Origin of the sequence: Phocaeicola faecalis, from assembly GCF_021730445.1 — a bacterium.
Taxonomy (GTDB): domain Bacteria; phylum Bacteroidota; class Bacteroidia; order Bacteroidales; family Bacteroidaceae; genus Phocaeicola; species Phocaeicola faecalis.
This window is the reverse complement of record NZ_JADNRM010000008.1, coordinates 140,482-160,248: the sequence shown is the minus strand read 5'-3', so window position 1 is coordinate 160,248 and position 19,767 is coordinate 140,482. Positions and strand designations below refer to the sequence as shown.

Annotated in this window: 21 protein-coding genes; 9 read left to right on the top strand and 12 right to left on the bottom strand. The window is 44.0% G+C overall.

Annotated features, from left to right (window positions below; translation table 11 throughout):
* Positions 1 to 22: 22 nt before the first annotated feature.
* Both IR173_RS10270 and IR173_RS10265 read left to right on the top strand, forming a co-directional pair.
* Entirely contained in the window at positions 23 to 1,627 is a 1,605-nt protein-coding gene (locus tag IR173_RS10270; protein WP_237039510.1) for a RagB/SusD family nutrient uptake outer membrane protein, read from the top strand.
* A gap of 181 nt (positions 1,628 to 1,808) precedes the next feature.
* Positions 1,809 to 3,023 (top strand): alpha/beta hydrolase family protein, encoded by a 1,215-nt coding sequence (locus IR173_RS10265; protein ID WP_237039509.1) that lies wholly within the window; start codon positions 1,809 to 1,811, stop codon positions 3,021 to 3,023.
* A gap of 78 nt (positions 3,024 to 3,101) precedes the next feature.
* On the opposite strand, the gene IR173_RS10260 is transcribed toward IR173_RS10265, so the two are convergent.
* From IR173_RS10260 to IR173_RS10240, 5 genes are all read right to left on the bottom strand, one after another.
* Entirely contained in the window at positions 3,102 to 4,283 is a 1,182-nt protein-coding gene (locus IR173_RS10260; RefSeq protein WP_237039508.1) for an AGE family epimerase/isomerase, read from the bottom strand.
* Between the two features lie 17 nt (positions 4,284 to 4,300).
* Positions 4,301 to 5,218, bottom strand: a complete 918-nt coding sequence (locus tag IR173_RS10255) for a dihydrodipicolinate synthase family protein (RefSeq protein ID WP_237039507.1) — start codon at positions 5,216 to 5,218, stop codon at positions 4,301 to 4,303.
* An 11-nt stretch (positions 5,219 to 5,229) separates the two neighbouring features.
* The gene (locus tag IR173_RS10250) at positions 5,230 to 5,676 is read right to left on the bottom strand and encodes a YhcH/YjgK/YiaL family protein (RefSeq protein ID WP_237039506.1); all 447 of its coding nucleotides are present in this window, start codon (positions 5,674 to 5,676) and stop codon (positions 5,230 to 5,232) included.
* Between the two features lie 19 nt (positions 5,677 to 5,695).
* On the bottom strand, positions 5,696 to 6,934 hold the full coding sequence (locus IR173_RS10245; RefSeq protein ID WP_237039505.1) for an MFS transporter: 1,239 nt from the start codon (positions 6,932 to 6,934) through the stop codon (positions 5,696 to 5,698).
* 328 nt (positions 6,935 to 7,262) lie between these two features.
* Positions 7,263 to 7,706 (bottom strand): acyl-CoA thioesterase, encoded by a 444-nt coding sequence (locus IR173_RS10240; RefSeq protein WP_237039523.1) that lies wholly within the window; start codon positions 7,704 to 7,706, stop codon positions 7,263 to 7,265.
* Positions 7,707 to 7,830: 124 nt separating this feature from the next.
* On the opposite strand from IR173_RS10240, the gene IR173_RS10235 reads away from it, so the two are divergent.
* The 6 genes from IR173_RS10235 to IR173_RS10210 all read left to right on the top strand — a co-directional run bounded on the left by IR173_RS10235 (position 7,831) and on the right by IR173_RS10210 (position 11,962).
* Positions 7,831 to 9,117, top strand: a complete 1,287-nt coding sequence (locus IR173_RS10235) for an O-acetylhomoserine aminocarboxypropyltransferase/cysteine synthase family protein (RefSeq protein ID WP_237039504.1) — start codon at positions 7,831 to 7,833, stop codon at positions 9,115 to 9,117.
* 8 nt (positions 9,118 to 9,125) lie between these two features.
* Entirely contained in the window at positions 9,126 to 9,857 is a 732-nt protein-coding gene (locus tag IR173_RS10230; RefSeq protein WP_237039503.1) for an SDR family NAD(P)-dependent oxidoreductase, read from the top strand.
* Between the two features lie 148 nt (positions 9,858 to 10,005).
* Positions 10,006 to 10,470 carry a DUF4252 domain-containing protein gene (locus IR173_RS10225; RefSeq protein ID WP_237039502.1) on the top strand — a complete coding sequence of 155 codons (465 nt, stop codon included), beginning with the start codon at positions 10,006 to 10,008 and terminating at the stop codon, positions 10,468 to 10,470.
* A 1-nt stretch (position 10,471) separates the two neighbouring features.
* On the top strand, positions 10,472 to 10,984 hold the full coding sequence (locus IR173_RS10220) for an RNA polymerase sigma factor (RefSeq protein WP_237039501.1): 513 nt from the start codon (positions 10,472 to 10,474) through the stop codon (positions 10,982 to 10,984).
* Entirely contained in the window at positions 10,971 to 11,504 is a 534-nt protein-coding gene (locus tag IR173_RS10215; RefSeq protein WP_237039500.1) for a hypothetical protein, read from the top strand. The genes IR173_RS10220 and IR173_RS10215 overlap by 14 nt, the downstream gene beginning before the upstream one ends.
* Complete coding sequence (locus IR173_RS10210) at positions 11,504 to 11,962, top strand: DUF4252 domain-containing protein (protein ID WP_022507739.1); 459 nt, start codon at positions 11,504 to 11,506, stop codon at positions 11,960 to 11,962. The genes IR173_RS10215 and IR173_RS10210 overlap by 1 nt, the downstream gene beginning before the upstream one ends.
* A 408-nt stretch (positions 11,963 to 12,370) precedes the next feature.
* On the opposite strand, the gene IR173_RS10205 is transcribed toward IR173_RS10210, so the two are convergent.
* Together IR173_RS10205 and IR173_RS10200 are read right to left on the bottom strand one after the other, a co-directional pair.
* On the bottom strand, positions 12,371 to 13,534 hold the full coding sequence (locus tag IR173_RS10205) for a 6-bladed beta-propeller (RefSeq protein WP_237039499.1): 1,164 nt from the start codon (positions 13,532 to 13,534) through the stop codon (positions 12,371 to 12,373).
* A 21-nt stretch (positions 13,535 to 13,555) separates the two neighbouring features.
* On the bottom strand, positions 13,556 to 14,239 hold the full coding sequence (locus IR173_RS10200; RefSeq protein ID WP_262914292.1) for a hypothetical protein: 684 nt from the start codon (positions 14,237 to 14,239) through the stop codon (positions 13,556 to 13,558).
* Positions 14,240 to 14,448: 209 nt separating this feature from the next.
* Between IR173_RS10200 and IR173_RS10195 the strand changes: the two genes are divergently transcribed.
* On the top strand, positions 14,449 to 16,248 hold the full coding sequence (locus IR173_RS10195) for a MutS family DNA mismatch repair protein (protein ID WP_237039498.1): 1,800 nt from the start codon (positions 14,449 to 14,451) through the stop codon (positions 16,246 to 16,248).
* A 97-nt stretch (positions 16,249 to 16,345) separates the two neighbouring features.
* Here the strand turns inward: IR173_RS10195 and IR173_RS10190 are convergent, their stop codons facing one another.
* From IR173_RS10190 to rpsD, 5 genes are all read right to left on the bottom strand, one after another.
* The gene (locus tag IR173_RS10190; protein WP_237039497.1) at positions 16,346 to 16,885 is read right to left on the bottom strand and encodes a hypothetical protein; all 540 of its coding nucleotides are present in this window, start codon (positions 16,883 to 16,885) and stop codon (positions 16,346 to 16,348) included.
* A 119-nt stretch (positions 16,886 to 17,004) separates the two neighbouring features.
* Positions 17,005 to 17,433: a hypothetical protein gene (locus IR173_RS10185; RefSeq protein ID WP_237039496.1), complete on the bottom strand. Its 429-nt coding sequence runs from the start codon at positions 17,431 to 17,433 to the stop codon at positions 17,005 to 17,007.
* A gap of 162 nt (positions 17,434 to 17,595) precedes the next feature.
* A complete protein-coding gene (gene rplQ, locus IR173_RS10180) occupies positions 17,596 to 18,090 on the bottom strand; it encodes a 50S ribosomal protein L17 (protein WP_237039495.1) in 495 nt (164 codons plus the stop codon).
* 3 nt (positions 18,091 to 18,093) lie between these two features.
* On the bottom strand, positions 18,094 to 19,086 hold the full coding sequence (locus tag IR173_RS10175) for a DNA-directed RNA polymerase subunit alpha (protein WP_005941832.1): 993 nt from the start codon (positions 19,084 to 19,086) through the stop codon (positions 18,094 to 18,096).
* Positions 19,087 to 19,097: 11 nt separating this feature from the next.
* Positions 19,098 to 19,703 carry a 30S ribosomal protein S4 gene (gene rpsD, locus IR173_RS10170; RefSeq protein ID WP_005941835.1) on the bottom strand — a complete coding sequence of 202 codons (606 nt, stop codon included), beginning with the start codon at positions 19,701 to 19,703 and terminating at the stop codon, positions 19,098 to 19,100.
* Positions 19,704 to 19,767: the final 64 nt, after the last annotated feature.

Below are 19,767 nucleotides of genomic sequence, written 5' to 3'. Positions count from 1 at the left end.
ATAAATAAAAAAGACTACAATTATGAGAAATAAAATATTTAAATTAGCATTTCGCTTCAGCGTATTCGCTTTTGCTGCCGGCATGACAGGTTGCGATGCTTTGGACTTGGCTCCCATTGACACTTACGGAGATGGTAACTTCTGGACAAGAAAAGAACATGTGATTGCTTATATGGACGGAATACACAAAAACTTCCGTGACCAAATATTCCAGCAGCAATATGTATTGGGCGAAGCACGCGGTGGAACCAGCATTCCTGATGTAGCCGTAGACGGAACTTCAGTTTCTTATCAAGGTATCGTAAATCAGGCCCTGAATGCCGAATCTCCGGGAATCACAAACTTCGGTAACATATATGGATGCATTGCCAATATAAATATCATGTTGCAGAAGACACTGGAAGCCGATTATATGACCGAAGAAGAAAAAGCCTATTATCTGGGACAAGCTTACGGCCTGCGCGCTTTCTATTACTTCGGACTGTATCGCACTTATGGTACTTTGCCTCTGCGCTTAGATCCGAACCCGGTAGTAAACGGTGATTTCAACCCGAACAACCTTTATATGAAGCGTTCTGCCGGTTCTGAAGTCATGAAACAAATCAAAGCAGACTTAAAAGCTTCACTTGACCACTTTGGAAATAACAACTCTTTCGATCCCAATAACCGAAAGAATTTAAAAGGCTATTGGTCAAAAGCCGCTACTGAATATTTGGCTGCCGAAGTTTACTTATGGAATGCCAAAGTCTCAGTAGATGACAATACAGCAAACAATGCAGACTTAAGTGTAGCCAAGAATCACCTGCAAAGTCTGATGAACAATTATGGTCTCGCCTTACAATCAAACTACGAGGACGTGTTCAGCGCAAACAATAAAGGTAATGATGAAGTTATTTTTGCCGTAAGATATATGGAAGGAGAAGCATCCAACCCATTTACGGCCTTCATATACAACTATCAGACCGGAGCATTCAAAACTGTAGGTTTCAACGACGAAAACGGAAAGCCTATGGGCGATACGCTGAAAGTCAGCACCACCGGTATGCAACGCATAGAATATCTACCGGAATTCTACCTGTCTTATGACAAGACAGACAGTCGCCGTGATGCAACATTCCTGGGAGCCTATTCACGTAAGGACAACTCATTGGCAGGTACAGTGTACAAGAAAATAATGGGACACTTCGATGAATCCATCAACCGTTATATTTGGGATGCTGATGTCATTGCTTATCGTTTGGCCGGTGTATACCTGATGATGGCCGAAGTAGCAAATATGGAAGGCGGAGATGTAGCTACCTATATAAACAAGATACGCGAACGTGCTTACGGCAAAAATTGGGATGCGGCTAAATATGGCTACACCAACGGTAGTTTTACAGAAAACGAACTGGCTATCCTACATGAAAAAGATAAAGAGATGTTAGGTGAAGGCCAACGCTGGTATGACCTGAAACGTATGACATTAACCAAAGGAGGCAAACATCTGGTATTCTGTCCTGAAGGAAGTAAAGATGGCAAGAAGGCAATCTTAACCGAAGCAGAGGCTTACAAATTATACTGGCCGATAGAAACCAATATGATTACCAAAGATCCGGAATTGACTCAAACACCGGGATATAAATAATTAAAAGACATCTGTATTACAGATATAGTCGATTTTAACATTGATTTTGGAAGAGGATGCCCGGGAGGGTGTCCTCTTTAATTTTCTATGGTAAATTCACCACAATTCATTTCCAATTTATTATCTTAGCCTCAAAATGATAACCTCATACAATCTAATCATGCAGAAAACAAAACTTAAAATGAAGAAATGGGCAGTTCTCCTCATCATCTGCCTGTCATCGTCAATGCTATTCGCGCAAACAACATTTTCTCCGGAAAAACATAAAACCGTTTGTTCCGAACGAAATGACGGACGTTATCTCAGCACCTACGGAGTAGTACATGCCATGCTCAAAGATACTAAACCACTCTATGCATTCCGGCATGACTTCACCCGGCAAGAATTTGCCGAATGGCAAAAAGGAGTACGGACAGCCATGATAGAAATCATGCATCATCCCCACATCACCGATCAACCGGTGCCTGTCTGTATAGAGAAAATACAGAAAGATGGTTATCGGCAAGAAAAATGGGAATTCTACCCACTGCCTCACTGTGTTTCTACTTTTTATATACTGATTCCCGACAAGGCCCAAAGTCCCGGTCCTGCCGTACTATGCATCCCCGGCTCGGGTATGACGAAAGAAAACCTCATCGGAGAAGTCTCTGCCAGCAATATGCGGGCGGCCATGGCTTTAAATATTGCAAAACAAGGATACATCGCAGTGGCTGTAGACAATGCGGCGGCAGGAGAGGCAGCCGACCTGGAGCCGTTGGCCGGAACAAGTTATGATTATGACACTCCGTCACGCATTTTGCTGGAATTGGGATGGAGCTATTTGGGGTATACTTCTTTTCTAAACAAACAGGTGCTGGAATGGATGAAGTGCCAACCCTTCATACGCCAAGACCGTATTGTTGTCAGTGGATTCTCTTTGGGCACTGAACCTCTAATGGTATTGGGCGTCATGGATCCTTCCATTTACGCTTTCGTCTACAATGACTTTTTATGCCAAACACAGGAACGAGCCATTGTAATGACAGAACCGGATCAAAGGGGACGCCGTCCTTTCCCCAATTCCATCCGCCATTTGATACCCGACTTCTGGAAATACTTCAACTTTCCTGATATAGTGGCCTCGCTTGCTCCCCGCCCCATCATTCTGACGGAAGGCGGACTGGACAGAGACTTCAATTTAGTAAAACGAGCCTATGAGATAAGCGGACACCCGGAAAACATTGAAACACACCATTATCAGAAATATGCAGCACCCGAGACACGTAATCCTGCCCAAAACTTGCCTGAAGGACTCGGCAGAACCTCTTTCTATGACTCCGTAAATGTAGACGGACCGAACCATTACTTCAAAAATGAATTTGTGCTGCCATGGCTGGATAAAGTCTTGGCCGAATAGCTCTTTCAAGTGACAATAAAAAAGCCGCAACTTCGTTTCCCAACGTTGCTGCGGCTTTCAACCTTATTAAGTCTAATATTATTTCTTCAGTATCTCTTCGCAAAGCGTATAGCTGCGAATCATCATTCTGGGAATATGGAACGGCCCTTTAAAGATATTACCCTTAGCCGGCTGTGCCACTGTTCCGTCACGATGCAAATAACCATACCATTCGCCATATTCATTATCAGGGAAGTGGGCATAAGTCCAGTCGCTGATTTGCTTATGCATCTCCAGATATTTTTCATTGCCTGTAGCCTGATAAGCATACAGAGTAGCAATAACAGCTTCTGTCTGCGGCCACCAGAACTTCATATCCTGAGAATAATCCTGAGGAGGCAGATTCTTGCAATCACGGAAATTAATGATACCGCCATATTCCTTGTCCCATCCCCAGTCCCAAGACCAGTCAAGGATTGTCAATGCCATATCAACCAATTCTTTATCCCAGTTGCGATACTTAGCCTCTTCCAAAATAAACCAGGCTGTCTCAATGCAGTGTCCCGGATTGATGGTACGGCCGTTGATAGAATCGATAAATTCTCCGTCAGGACCTACCATTTCAAGCAATGCCTTAAACTCCGGATGCATGAAATAAGTACGTAATGCCTTGATGGAACGGTCGATTTGTTCTGTCAGCACCGGATCATTGATAGCTGCGCGGATGCGCGAAGCAGTATTTACCAGAATCATTGTGATGGAATGTCCTTGCGATTTCAACGTATCCAGATACTTCGGTTCCAATATGCCCGGAGTATTGAGGAAGTGCATGATGCGCTTGAACAGCTCCAATGCTTTCTCGGCATAGGTACGGTCTCCCGATGCAATAGAATATTCCGACATGGCAATGGCGGCAAAGCCTTCCGAGAAGACATAACGGCGTTTACGCAGCGGAGTGCCATCTTCCATTACTTCAAAATACATACGTCCGTCGACATCAAAACAATGCGCCTCGATAAAGTCGATGCAACTTTTTGAAGCTGCCAGCCATTCGGGATTCTTCTCTATATTATTGTAGGCATAGGCTGCGATAAAGCCGAAACGTCCCTGAAACCATACCGACTTGGTGGTATCCATCAGACTTCCGTCACGGTTCAGGCAGGTATATACACCACCATGCTTGCGGTCAAGACCGTTTTCCAACCAGAACGGAAGAATGTTTTCAGTCAAATCTCTTTTATAGCATTCTGCCCAGTTCGACAAATATTCATTTACATTCATAAGAGCAAATGTTTTATTTAGAATTTGTTACATCTTTCAAAGAAGTTGATTGCTTCCAATTCTTTCTTCATGGCAGCTTCTTCTTCATCGGTCATATTCTGGAATGGAGTGCGGTTCTTACCCAAATCCAGACCAATCAGTTTCATAATACGTTTACCACCGACAATATTACCGCGATAATGGCAGATAACATTGATTACTTCCTGTGCAAAGTTCTGACGTTCACGGGCCAATTCCAAGTCTCCGGCTTTCCATGCTTCGATGATACCTACCAATTCTTTGCCGTTATAGTTTGTTGTTCCGCCGATACCGCCCTGAGCACCGCCCATAGCAAGACAAGGAAGAATTGTTTCGTCCTGTCCGTGAAGCATATCGAACTTACCGTTCTTGTAAAGACGGCACTGGTTGTATTCATACATACTTTCGAAGGTATATTTGATACCGGCAAAGTTTGGAATGCGTCCGTCCACAGCTTCAAGGAAAGCTACCATCGGCAAAAAAGCGCCGTTAAACGCAGGGATGTGATAGAAATAGAAAGGAAGTTCGGGTGCACCGCAAGCGATTTCTTCGCAATATTTCACCAACTCTTCAATACGGCCTACTTTCGGGAAGGGAGGAGCCATGGCACCAATACCCCACGCACCAATCTTTTGGGCATGTTCAGCCAAACGTTTGCTGGACTTCACACAAGTGCTACCCACGTGTACGATAACTTTAAAACCTTGAGGAGCAACTTCCACCCAACGTTCTGCCAATTTCATACGTTCGTCTTCGGTCAGCATATAACCTTCACCGGAAGAACCATTGATAAATACTCCCTGAAGGCCATTCTTTACCAGCAGTTGGCAATAGGCTTCAATCGGTTCATAATTCACTTCTCCGTTTTCATAAAACGGGGTAAAAGGTGCGTCAATAAGTCCAATAATCTTTTCCATAACTATTTCTTTTAGAGTTTTACTTTTCCTATTAATTTTCTGATTTTTCCTTCACCGATGACCGGAGCATGCGGGTCTTCGGGATAAACAATGGCAAACTCACCGGGCTGTAAGGTGGCAAACAAGGTGGGTCTGTCACTATAAAGTGCACAGTCTCCCTCCTTTTGATAAGCCTGAGCCTGATGTTCCAATGTTTCAATAGCCTTCCAACCGATAGTTTCCTGACCCGTCAAAAGAATATGCACATCAATGTAATCACGGTGCATTTCCAGCACTTGCTTGTCGGCTGGAACACATTCGGGATTTACATTATTAATAAATAAGTTATCGCCGTCCAGTTCAATGCGTCCCAAAGGAGCATTCAGCAAGTCATGCGTCTTTACATAATCAAATAATTGTTTGAACAACGGATGAAGACTTTCTATCCGTGAACTGTTCTCTAATCTTGAAACTATCATTGTTGTCTTAATGTATAATTTAATCTACCATATTATCTGTCTTCGGACGCAGGAAGAATAGCTGGAGAGCCAAAGCAACCAGAACGATGACGCTCAGCATGGCAAAGCCCTGTCCCAATCCGCCTCCGTCAGTCCATTTGCCTAAAAGTTCCGTTACGGCTGCACCGGCAAACACACCTGTCATGTTCATAATTCCATAAGCGGTTCCACGATGTTTGTCTGATACAAACTGACACAGAATCGGCATATTGTTGGCATCGAAGATACCATAACCTACTCCAAAGAGTAATCCGGCTCCCACCACACTCACAAAGCTGTGTCCGAAGCCCAGCAACAGCAAGGAAGGAACCGTCAGTCCCAAACCGATGGCACCGGTATAAACACGTCCGCGGATATTCTTCTGTACCCATTTATCCGACAAGACACCACCCACAATAACACCGATAAACGATGACAGGGCAATGGTTATAGTAGAAATCGGGCCTGCCTCAGCCATTGGAATATTCAGACTTTCGGAGAATAATGTCGGAAGCCAATTCTTGGTTGCCCATCCCGGCAAACTGGGAGCTGCAAAATAGAACAGGATAATCCAGAAAGCCCAATTGGACAGTACAACTGCCAATCCGCTGAAGACAGAGCCTTTCTTGCGAGGCGTTTCCTTTGCAAGTTTCTCTATTTTTATATGAGTAGGATTTTCGTGCAGGAACAGCACCAATACCAGCGCATAGATAATACCTACAATACCAAACCAATGGAAGGTAAGCTGCCAGGAGAAAGCGGCCGCCACTGTTGCGCCAAAACCTCCGATGGCCTGTCCGGTGTACAGACCGGTCATGTGGATACCGATAGCAAGCGAACGTGATTTGTCCTGATGCCAGTCGGCAATCAGCGAAAGTGCTGAAGGAATATATAGAGCCTCACTCACTCCCATGGTGGCACGCAGCCAGTAAAGTTCATGGAAATCAGTCGCATAACCCATCAAATAAGTCACGGCAGACCATACAAAAAGGCTACCGACGATTAACCATTTACGACTCACCCGGTCGGCAATAATGCCGGCTACCGGACTCATAAAACCGTAAATCCACAAAAATACAGCCATCAAAGCTCCAAAAGCCTCAGCCTTATTGAGCTCCACAATGTCCACTTTCATTGCTTCCTGCATTGTAGAAAGCATCTGGCGGTCCATGTAGTTGAGAAGTGCTACAACCCACAAAAGACCTACCACCACCCAAGGATAGATTTTCTTGTTTTTCATTTATATTAAATCAATTCGACTTCGCAAATATAAGAACTTAATTTAATAACACAAATAGATTTAATGAAATATTTTATGATATAACGATTATTTTTTAAACAGGAGGTATAATTAAAACAAAGATGCTGTTATTGAAGCCTTCTTTAAGACAAGGTAAGTATAAATCATTAAATTTCTATGCGGAAAGGGAAAGAAAAAGAAGACCGGCATCATGCGAAGCAATAACAACGTCCTCTCCACAAAGGTATAAAAAAATAATTCGGCGAGCTATTATATTAATAAATCACCGAATAATTCATAAATTAATTTATTATATCGAAGAAGGGGGTTACTTCTTTGCCAACTCGTCCATTGTCTTGCCCTCGTAAGCACAAATCGCCTGCTTATAATCCTCAGCTATCTGCTTCGGCTCTTTGGTTGCAATATCATAGCCCACCATCACTGTGCGGCACTCGCATTTCACTTCCTGCGTATCCGTCGCCACGGCACGTTGCAGCAATGTGAAACTTTTATGCCCCAACTGGACAACAGCCGTTTCTATTATCAAATGGTCTGAAAAGAATACAGGTGCATAGAAATTGGCATTGATATTCGCTACCACAATTGCCATCTTATGCCAGTCTGCGCTCCCCAACACATCTTTTATATAAGTCGTCTTTGCCAAATCGTATAAAGAAAAGTAGACTGAATTGTTCATGTGTCCGAACTGGTCTACGTCACTAAACCGTATTTGTACCGGCATCGTATGCCTGAATTTTATTTCCTCTCCCATAGTTATGCTTATTAATTTCATTCAAATATAATACTTTTCCTAATAAAAGAACACTAAATAAGAGATTATTCTTACTTTTGCGTTCAATTTACTTAAAGTAAAACCATTAACTTAAAGAATAGACATGGATAAGAAGTTTAGCAAATCCACCCTTTGCGTACAAGGAGGATGGCAGCCGAAGAAAGGGGAACCGCGCGTTTTGCCCATTTATCAAAGTACAACTTTCAAGTATGATACCAGCGAACAGATGGCTCGTTTATTCGACCTTGAAGATACGGGCTATTTCTATACCCGCTTGCAAAACCCTACCAATGACGCAGTGGCAGCAAAAATTGCCGCATTGGAAGGTGGCGTGGGGGCCATGCTTACTTCATCGGGACAGGCTGCTAATTTCTATGCCATTTTCAATATCTGCCAGGCAGGTGACCATTTCGTGTGCTCGTCTACCATCTACGGCGGTACTTTCAACCTTTTCGGAGTTACATTGAAGAAACTCGGCATCGAATGCACTTTTGTCAATGCCGATGCGCCCGAAGAAGAAATTGACAAGGCTTTCCGCCCGAACACCAAAGCATTGTTCGGAGAAACCATCTCAAACCCCAGCATCGATGTACTTGACATTGAGAAGTTTGCACGCATTGCCCACAAGCATGGTGTACCTCTGATTGTCGACAATACTTTCGCCACTCCCATCAACTGCCGCCCGTTTGAATGGGGAGCCGACATTGTGACTCACTCTACCACCAAATATATGGACGGACACGCCACCAGTGTAGGCGGAGCCATCGTAGACAGCGGTAATTTCGACTGGGAAGCGCACGCTGACAAATTCCCCGGACTGACGCAGCCGGACGAGTCTTACCACGGATTGACTTACACCAAGGCATTCGGCAAAATGGCCTATATGACCAAAGCTACCGCACAACTGATGCGTGACCTCGGTTCCATTCAGTCACCACAAAATGCGTTCCTGCTGAATCTGGGACTTGAAACACTCCATCTGCGCGTGCCTCGTCACTGTGAGAATGCACAAAAAGTTGCCGAATGGCTGGAAGCCAATCCACAGGTGAAATGGGTGAACTATTGTGGCCTGAAGAGCAGCAAATATTATGAACTGGCACAGAAATATATGCCGAACGGCTCTTGCGGCGTTATCGCTTTCGGACTGAACGGCAGCCGCGAAGAGGCCATCAAATTTATGGACGCACTGAAACTGGCCTGCATCGTGACTCATGTGGCAGATGCCCGCACGTGTGTGCTCCACCCTGCCAGCCATACACACCGCCAGTTGACGGACGAGCAGTTGATGGAAGCCGGAGTTGCACCCGACTTAATCCGCCTGTCGGTAGGTATCGAAGATGCCAACGACATCATCGCTGATTTGGAACAGGCCTTGGAACATATTAAATAAGACAAGCTATGTCAGTCAGACGGGTTGTCATCATCGGAGCCACCTCGGGCATCGGGCTGGAAGTAGCCAAAGGCTACCTGAAAGCCGGATGGCAGGTAGGCATAGCCGGACGCAGGGAAGAGGAACTGGAAAAACTCCTCCTGACTGCTCCCGGACAGGTGTGCGCCCAAGCCTTGGACGTCACCCGCGAAGATGCGCCCCATTTGCTGCAACGACTGATAGATAAGCTGGGAGGAATGGATTTATTCTTGCTGAGCTCAGGCATCGGCAAACAAAATCTCTCTCTGACACCGGATATCGAACTACAGACTGCCGCCACCAATGTGGAGGGTTTCATCCGCATGGTGACGGCAGCCTATCATTATTTTGAACAACAAGGATACGGACATTTGGCGGTAATCAGTTCCATTGCCGGAACCAAAGGACTGGGTTCGGCTCCTGCTTATTCTGCCACCAAACGTTTTCAGAATACTTACATCGAGGCCCTCGACCAATTGGCGCACATGAACCGGCTGCCCATTATCTTCACCGACATCCGCCCCGGATTTGTAGCCACCCCGCTACTGAAAGACGACAAATACCCTCTGCTGATGAACGTTTCCAAAGTAGCCGCACACATCATCAGTGCACTCAACAAAAAGAAACGAACCGTCATCATCGACCGGCGCTATCAAGTACTGGTATTCTTCTGGAGACTCATTCCCAAATGGTTATGGGTGCGTCTTCCTGTCCGCAACTAAGAACAACCCATATCCCCCCGATTATTTTTTCCCTATCTGAAAGAAAAAAACACTTTTCTTTGTAACAACATTCTTTCTGCTTCCGTCTATCTAAATGAAAGCGCTTTTAAAAGATTACCTGAAGTATAAACATAAACAAAATAAGACCATGAAAAAGTACATATTGGCATTAGCATTATTATTTATCTGCCACATCGGTTTTGCCCAAAACCTTAATTCCCTCTTCGATGAATTCGGGAAAGAACCCAACGCAGAGTGTATTAATATCTCACCGTTTATGATGACCATCGGAAAGATGTTTATGGGAAATGACAACGATGCGAAGCTTGCCCGGAAATTTAAATCAATAAGAATTCTGGACTTGGAAGCTTGCTCGAAAAATGTACAGGAACGCTTCAACAAAAAGATAAACGCACAGCGAATTGAAGGATACGAGACGCTGGTTCAGGTAAACGATGAAGGTGAGAAGATGCGCATTCTGGCAAAAAGCAAGAATGACGTGATACGTGAACTGCTCATCGTATGCACCGGAAACGGCGATTGTACATTGGTGCAGCTGAAGGGAAAAGTGAGCAAAAGCAAAATAGCCAAACTATTGGCAAAAGAAATGTAACATGGACGCCGCTAGTTTTAAACAACAATTTCTACCTTGCCATGCCAAACTCTATCGAGTGGCCTTCCGCTTGATGGGCAATGTGCAGGATGCCGAGGACATGGTGCAGGAGGCGTATCTGAAATTGTGGAAAAAGCGCGACGAACTTCCCGAGGTTGCCAGCATTGAGGCTTATTGTGTGACGCTTATCAAAAATTTGTGCTACGATTCCCTCCGTTCCTGCAGACCGGACGAAGACAGCCGACTGCCCGAAGAGCTAAATCTCCCGACAGACAGCAACATGGTGCACGAAATAGAACAAAGAGACGAAGCAAATCAGGTAAAAAAATTAATCGGACAGTTGCCGCGGCAACAGCAACAAATCATCCTGCTGCGTGACGTGAACGACTGCTCTTACGAAGAAATAGAACAAGCCACCGGACTCACGGCCGTCAATATCCGTGTATTGCTGAGCCGTGCCCGCAAAAAGATACGTGAACAATTTAATGAACTTATGAACTATGAAAGTAAATGAAATAGAACAATTACTAGTCCGATATTATGACGGAGAAACGAATGAGGCCGAAGAAAAAGAACTGAAAAAGTTCTTTGCACAAGAGGACGTTCCGGCACACCTACTTGCCGAGAAAAGACTCTTCGCACAGCTCGCCTCCCAACCTGAACCGGAAACGCCCGAAGGTCTGGAAAGTAAATTAAGCGGTCTGATAGACGAATGGGATACGCGCGAACGGCGAACCATGAAGATAAAAAAGCGTACACGCATCATCCGCTTGCAGTGGATGGGCAGCATTGCCGCCAGTCTGCTCCTTCTCTTCTCGGTAGGAATGTATCTGTATAAACCTTACACATCTCCTACCCCGCAAGATACCTGCGCTTCTCCTGCCGAAGCATACGCAGAGGCTCAAAAAGCACTGCTCATGTTTTCGTCTGCGCTCAATAAGGGAGTGCAACAAGTGGAAACGGTACACGAGACCACCGAAAAGATACAAGAGAATGTAAACCAACAATTGAAACGAATTAAAAACTTAAAGTGATGAAACGTACATATATTATTACCCTGTTACTGTCCCTCTGCTCATTATTCACTTATGCACAGGACTCTTTTTTTGACAAGTATGCCGATATGGAAGGTGTTACATCTGTATATATATCCAAAGCGATGCTCAGTCTGATGCCCGATATGAAAGCCGAGGGTGTCAATATCGGAAAAATGGCAAGTAAGTTGGACAATATTCAGATTCTGAGTTGTGAAAAGGCGTCTGTCATTGCGCAGATAAAGAAAGATGTCAGCTATATCAACCCCAAGAACGGTTACGAGGAGCTGATGCGCATCAACGATGAAGGTGAGAAGACTACGATTTTCTTGAAACATGATAAGGAAAAGCAAAAGGAATTCGTATTGCTGAGCGAGGAACAGAATGAGCTTACCATCATCATCATCACCGGAAACTTAACATTGCAAGAAATTCAAAGCATCATCAATAAAAACTGACGATGGAGTACTCAAAAAAGACCTTGAGGTTTTGAAAAAAGACCTTGAAGTCTTTGAAAAAGGTGAAGGAGTTTTTTAAAAAGACCTTGGTCTTTTATCAGGCAACTGTTATAACAAAAAGCTCTTCCACCTTTTTTCATTATAACAATTTCCTGTGACAGATTTCGCCCATGCAGTACGTTTCACAACAAGTCACTGTACGACAGTACGTTATCCCCACGATATGTGTGAAACATGATTTGCATTTATTCCTGCTCAATCACTTTTTCCGGAAGAAAAGCAGGAAATATATACCTCAAAAACTCTCGTGAGGTTTTTCCCAAACAATGGAAAGAGTTTTTCCAAACAATGGTAACATTCTTCGAAAACAATGCCCATTGTTTGGGGTATAAGATACCGTCTGTCATCTTAGTGTTTATACTTCACCAGCATGACCACCGGATTGGCTTCTTCATCCAATCCCGCTGCCACCTCTTTCAACCGGCCTTGCAGTCCATCTTCTTGATAAGCTTCGACCAACTGACCGGCTGCCAATGTCTGAACAACCGCGATTTCATTATTATTGATTGGGCGCAAAAACATATCCACACCGCGTTTCTTTACAAAATCACTATTGAGCACCTTTGCCTTATAAAGCGCATTGTCCTGCTTATCGTACATGAAATCGTTCATAAAGAATCCTCTTCCGGTAGTAAAATCAAACACTTTCTTTACAGTGTGAATAAAATAATAACGGTCGGTGATAGCTCCCATTGTCAGGAGTATCTCCGGGTCCTTGGTCGGCGCTTTTGCAAGGAAAGGAACCAGTTCGTTTTTTTCGGGCACATAATTATACACCGTATCCGAAGAACAGTCAACCAACAGCCATTCTCCCCGGTTCGGAATAATCGGACGTACAGAAGCCATCGCCACTCCATCTCCCTGCTGCACACAAGGAGCCTTGACTACATCATACGGAAGATAGATGCCACGAGTGACACTTCCGTCTTTCTTGGAAATGAGCGAGTGATAGGATTTTCCTTTCTCTCTGGGCTGTCCGTCTTTATAATAGACAGACATATCATAACAAATCAGATTGTCTTTATCATAATTAAGGACATCCATGAATTCGGTATCTTTCGGGTGCTCAAAGGAACGCTTGAAGTTTCCCGACAAATCATACACATAGATTTTTTTCGCTGCAGTGCAGTTGACAAACATTTCATCGCTGCTTTCGTCCAGAATAATTCCGTTGATAAAGTTATATTCTTCGGCACCTTGTCCCTTCCGGTTTATTTTCCGTATGCCCTTACCGGTCTTTCTGTCATAAACAAAAATGTCGCCGTCGTTTGCCCAGTTCTTCACCAGCAGATACTTGTCGCCTATATCCATCACACTTCCCTGGGTCACAAATTCATCACTTGTCTCCAATGGAATGTATTCCACATCCATAAAATCCTGAAGGAGCACTTCCTTCTCTGAATGTTCGCCGGCAATATCCACCGTGACCATCGTTGCCTGCTCTTTTTCCGTTCCGCATCCTGCACACACAGCCATCAAGAGCAGTGCTGCAAATAGTTTTGTCTTTTTCATTGTGTTATTTGGTTTGATAAATCATTTCTTCCTTTTCTGTGTGGGCAAAGAAAACTCATGTGTCTGGCTCACCGCACCGTTGCTCTCCGTGGTATAAACCCTGAACACGGCCTCTCCTGTCTTCAGCTTTCTGCCGCCGCGGATTGTTGCCGTATAACGAATCGTATTTCCCACCGGCATATAGGCAATCTGCTGTGCCGGAGAGATAAGGATATGTTTCATGCCGGTCACTTCTTCAATCATGGGAGTGACATTGTAGGCGGGAGTATCACCGTCATTCACCACATCGAATACCAACTTACTGTCTTCCTCGGCATCAATCGTATGATTACGATTGTCATCGATAAAGCGAAGATTCGTGACACGCAAATCCGAATAGGCCGGTGCGTAGCCGTCATACCCTCCTGCCGACGAAGTGCTATAGGACGGGCGCGACGTGCGGCTTTCTATATAATATCCTTCTTCCGTGCCATCGTCCCGCCGAGGGGTAGTCACCGCATTGCCTACTGCAGCCCCGGCCACTGTTCCCACCAAAGCTCCGAACTGTGAGGCGTTATATCCGCCTGCCCTGTCGCCTATAATGGCCCCCAGCACACCGCCGATGGCCGCACCTGCCTGCACTGCCGCCGGGTTTCCCTGCATACCATAAGGAGAACATCCCGACAGGATAAGGGATGAAAGCAATATCAATGCTATTTTTTTCATAATCAATGTGTTTGTTGCTCTTTCTATTGACAAATATACACTTTTCGGGAGAGAAACATCCATTTTTTCCGTTAAAGTTTCATTCTCCCGACTTCTCCTTATCGCTGCGAAACGACAGGCAGATAAGGCTAAATAACATAATTACTGACGAAGGAGGGATATTTTTCCCTATATTTGCCTGCAAGTACTATCAATGAACAAATAAAAAAATGGAATTAAAAGCACAATATCAACAACGGATTGACGAAGCGGAAAAGGAACTTCAGACAGTAAAGAACAAGATTATGCGCATCAGCAGCCTGCGGGTTGTCCTGTTTCTGGCAGGTGTCTTCGGGGTAATCTATGGCTATGATGCCGGAACTGCCGTCTTATGTTTGATTATCGCACTCACGTTCGTACCGTTTCTGATGCTGGTGAAGTTCCACAATGGACTCTTCTTCCGAAAAGAGTGGCTGGAGACATGTATCCGTGTTAATCGAGACGAGATTTCGGCATTGGATAATAACTATGAGCCGTTTGACGAAGGGGCAGAGTTTGTCAACGCAGCCCACCGCTATTCTTTAGACCTCGACATCTTTGGACATCATTCTCTGTTTCAGGCGATGAACCGCACGTGCACTTCTTTCGGAAAAAACAAACTGGCGGAATGGCTGCAGAAACCTTTGGAAAAGAAGGAAGAAATAGAGGAACGACAGGCGGCAGTCGGCGAACTTGCCGGATATGATAAGTTCCGCGAATCTTTCCGCATCACCGGACTGCTCTACAAGGGTGAGGCCGGCGACCGCAACGAGATTAAGGAATGGACGGAATCTTCCGCTTATTTCAGCCGGATGTGGTGGAGCCGTCCTATGCTTTGGCTTGTGCCTGCGGTCAATACCGTCTTATTGGCATTGGGATTGGCCGGAGTAATTCCGATGAGTTGGCTCGGGCTTGCTTTCGGCACGTTCGTGGTGGCGAGTTTCGGGCTTATCAAACATGTCACTAACCTGCAAGGAATATATGACAAGAAGCTCCGCATCCTTTCCATTTATGCAAAACTCATTGAGCTCATTGACGGACAGGAGATGAAGGCGCCGTTGCTTGCCCGCCTCAAAGCGGATTTCGGTACGGATGGAAAGCGGACAACGGAGGTGCTGAAGGAGTTGTCGGCCGAACTGGACAGACTGGATTTAAGGAATAATCTGATTATGTATGTACTTTTGGAGGGTTCTGTGTTTTGGCAGCTCCGCCAGGTGATGCGCATCGAAGAGTGGAGAAGGAAATATGGGGGCTGCCTTCTGCATTGGCTGGATACGCTCGGAGAAATGGATGCACTCTGTTCGATGGGAACTTTTGCATTCAATCATCCGGCTTATACGTATCCGGTGATAGCCGACAGGCCGTTCGTCTTCCGTGCCCGGGAAATGGGACATCCGCTGATGCCCGTAAACCAATGTGTGAAAAACGATGCGGAGATTCCTTCGCGCCCCTTTTTCGTCATTATTACCGGAGCGAATATGGCCGGCAAAAGTACTTATCTGCGTACTATCGGAATAAACTATGTGCTTGCCTGCATTGGCAGTCCGGTGTGTTGTGACTCGCTCGAAATCTATCCTGCCCGACTCATAACCAGCTTGAGGACTTCAGACTCGCTCAATGATAACGAATCGTATTTCTTTGCTGAACTGAAACGTTTGAAACAGATTATCGACCGGCTGAACTCGGGTGAGGAATTATTTATCATTCTGGATGAAATACTGAAAGGCACCAATTCGATGGACAAACAGAAAGGGTCTTTTGCCCTTGTCAAACAGTTGATGACGCTGAAAGCAAACGGCATCATCGCTACGCATGACCTCTTGCTGGGCAAACTAATCGAATACTTCCCTGATGAAATCCGCAATTATTGCTTCGAGGCAGATATCACAAACAATGAGTTGGCTTTTTCCTACAAAATGCGTGAGGGTGTTGCCCGCAACATGAATGCGTGCTTTTTAATGAAAAAGATGGGGCTGGTCATCAACGACTAACCCCACCCAACAATTTATCACATTAACGTCTTAAGCAAGTAAAGTTCACCTTCACAGGCTTGCTTTACTTTCATAACATAAAGAGTCATAGAAAAAATCAAAATTTATTAGTTTCCAGACAGCGTGTGAAGCCCAGCGCATCTTGTCCGGTCAGATAATACACGGAAGATGCTGCTTCATACGTATAAGGGATGAAACGGAACAGCTGGACAGCTGCAAATCTCTTATCTTGAGAAATAAGATAATCCATCCGAACATTACCGTTAGTTTTTACTTGCACATCACTGTCTTTGCCAAATACTTTCTTATCCAACTGGTCGGTCAACGCATGCAAATCGCATACATCAAAGAAACAAGAACCTTCTTTGGTCACACTGCCTGTGGGAGTGTAGACCCATTCTTTGCTCCGCCAGAAAAGGCGAAAAAGAGCTATAAGAAGCAGAATTGTACCGGCTGTCATAAATATCATACTCAAGGTAGATGTGGCGTCGCCCATCCGCAAGGAGGTAACGAAAGCACCAATACCGCCAATGGCAAGTAAGGCCGAAACAATAACTGACGAAACACTGATACGTTTTACTATGTCGGGATGTACTCTTGAAAACAGAGTTACATCAGCTGAAACTGCATTATTCATAATCTTCAAATTTTATTCTGTTACTAATAAGAAAAACATAACTATCCCTATACACTCCCCTATTACCCTGTAGCAACAGGATAATACGAATGCATAAAATACGAGTAAAAGAATAAAATCTAAATCAGAATACGCCTCATGCCAAAGATATAATGCTCGCAGGCATCGTCCCAGCTTTGGCTGCGCGAAGTATCGTAAACACGTTTTGAGCAGTGGGCAAGCATGTCCATACGTGTGGCTAATTTGCGCAATAAGGCTTTCATGTATTGTATGGTCTCTATGGAAGAAAAACGGTATAAACGCTCTGCTGAGGTACTTACACGATGGGCCAGTGTGTGGGCATCGCTGAACTCCATATCAGCCAGGCATCTCTCTCTTTCCAAAGGAATGATAGCACCTTCATTTATTGTATGTGCCTGAGTGGAACAGTCATCTTGCACAGCACATTGCTCCGGCACAACTACCGAAGAAGCTACGCTGAAATGCCCTGTTTTGACTCCTGCCAATGCAAGCACAAAGAATAATATGATTGCAATGAATCCTTTCATTTTCTTGTTTTTCTATTGCAAAGATAGCATAATTAGCCTTTCCTGTTTCATTTCCTATATTAAATTAACAAACAACAAGAGAATTTGTTCAACTATTGCAAACAAATAAAAAAGGCCGTAACCACTTGGTTACGACCTTTAATATATATAGTTGTGTACAGATTACTCAGCTTTAGGGGCTTCTTCTGTAGTTGCAGCTTCTGCAGCAGGAGCTTCTGCAGCAGGAGCTTCAGCAGCACTCTTCTTAGAACGACGAGTACGAGTTGTTTTCTTAGCAGTTGCAGTCTTAGCCATGTTTTCATCATAGTCAACTAACTCGATGAAGCACATTTCAGCGTTGTCACCCAGACGATGTCCTGTCTTGATGATACGAGTATAACCACCCGGACGATCTGCTACCTTTACAGAAATTTCTTTGAATAATTCTGTTACAGCGATTTTATCTTGCAAGTTGCTAAATACTACACGACGTGAATTAGTAGTGTCGTCTTTAGACTTTGTAATTAAAGGCTCAACGAATTTCTTCAAAGCTTTAGCCTTTGCAACAGTCGTAGTGATTCTTTTGTGCTTAATCAAAGAGCAAGCCATGTTAGATAACATAGCGCTTCTATGAGAAGCAGTACGACCTAAATGATTGAATTTCTTATTATGTCTCATTTTTTATTCTTTGTCTAATTTATACTTAGAAATGTCAGTTCCAAACGACAGATTCAGACTCTCGAGCAAATCATCAAGCTCCGTGAGCGATTTCTTACCGAAGTTTCTGAACTTCAACAGATCGGTCTTGTTAAACTGTACCAAGTCACCCAATGTTTCTACATCGGCAGCTTTCAAACAGTTCAAAGCACGAACAGAGAGGTCCATATCAACCAGCTTGGTCTTCAGCAACTGGCGCATGTGCAATACTTCTTCATCGAATTCTTCATTGCCGTCCACATCAGAAGTCTCAAGAGTAATCTTTTCGTCAGAGAACAACATAAAGTGATAAATCAATATTTTAGCTGCTTCTTTCAAAGCTTCCTTCGGATGAATGGAACCATCGGTAGTAATTTCCAATATCAGCTTTTCGTAGTCAGTCTTCTGCTCAACACGGAAGTTTTCTACTTGATATTTTACATTACGTATCGGTGTGTAAATAGAATCGATGGGAATTACGTTCACATCAGTACAGTATTCACGGTTTTCGTCAGCCGGAACATAGCCTCTACCTTTGTTAATAGTAATGTCCATCTGTAAAGTTGCTTTTGAATCTAAATGGCAAATAACCAATTCAGGATTTAACACTTCAAATCCAGTCAAATACTTACTTATATCACCTGCCTTAAATTCACTAGAATTCTCAACGGTAATGCTTACCTTTTCGTTTTCAAATTCTTCTACTACTTGCTTAAATCTGACTTGCTTCAGATTTAAGATAATGTTGGTAACATCCTCTTTAACACCTGGAACAGTGGCGAACTCATGTTCTACACCTTCGATTTTAATCGTGTTGATTGCAAATCCTTCCAATGAAGAAAGAAGAATACGGCGCAAAGCATTACCTACGGTAATACCGAAACCGGGTTCGAGTGGACGGAATTCAAATTTACCGAATTTGGAATCCGCTTCCAACATTAATACTTTATCAGGTTTTTGAAATGCTAATATCGCCATGAAATTAATTATTATTTAGAGTACAATTCAACGATCAAGTGTTCTTTAATGTTTTCAGGAATGTCTGCTCTTTCAGGTGTGTGTAAGTACTTACCTGCTTTGATGCTTTCATCCCATTCCAACCAAGGATATTTGCTATGATTGAATCCTGCCAGTGAATTTGCAATCACTTCCAAAGATTTAGATCTTTCGCGTACACCTACAATCTGACCGGGTTTTACAGCGTATGAAGGAATGTTTACCACTTTACCATCTACTGTAATGTGCTTGTGACCTACCAACTGACGAGCAGCTGCACGAGTAGGAGCAATACCCAAACGGAACACCACGTTGTCAAGGCGAGCCTCTAAACTCTGCAACAAGATTTCACCGGTAATACCGGCAGCACTCTCTGCCTTTTCAAACAGGTTACGGAATTGTTTTTCCAATACACCGTAAGTATATTTAGCTTTTTGTTTTTCTGCCAACATGACACCATACTCAGAAGTCTTTCTTCTTCTGTTGTTACCATGCTGTCCGGGAGGATAATTCTTCTTAGATAAAACTTTATCTGCTCCAAAGATTCCTTCACCGAATTTACGGGCAATTCTTGATTTTGGTCCAGTATATCTAGCCATTTTCTTTTTCTAATTTAATTGTTACTAATGAACTTAATTTGTTGCAGCCGCGATTACAGAAAGG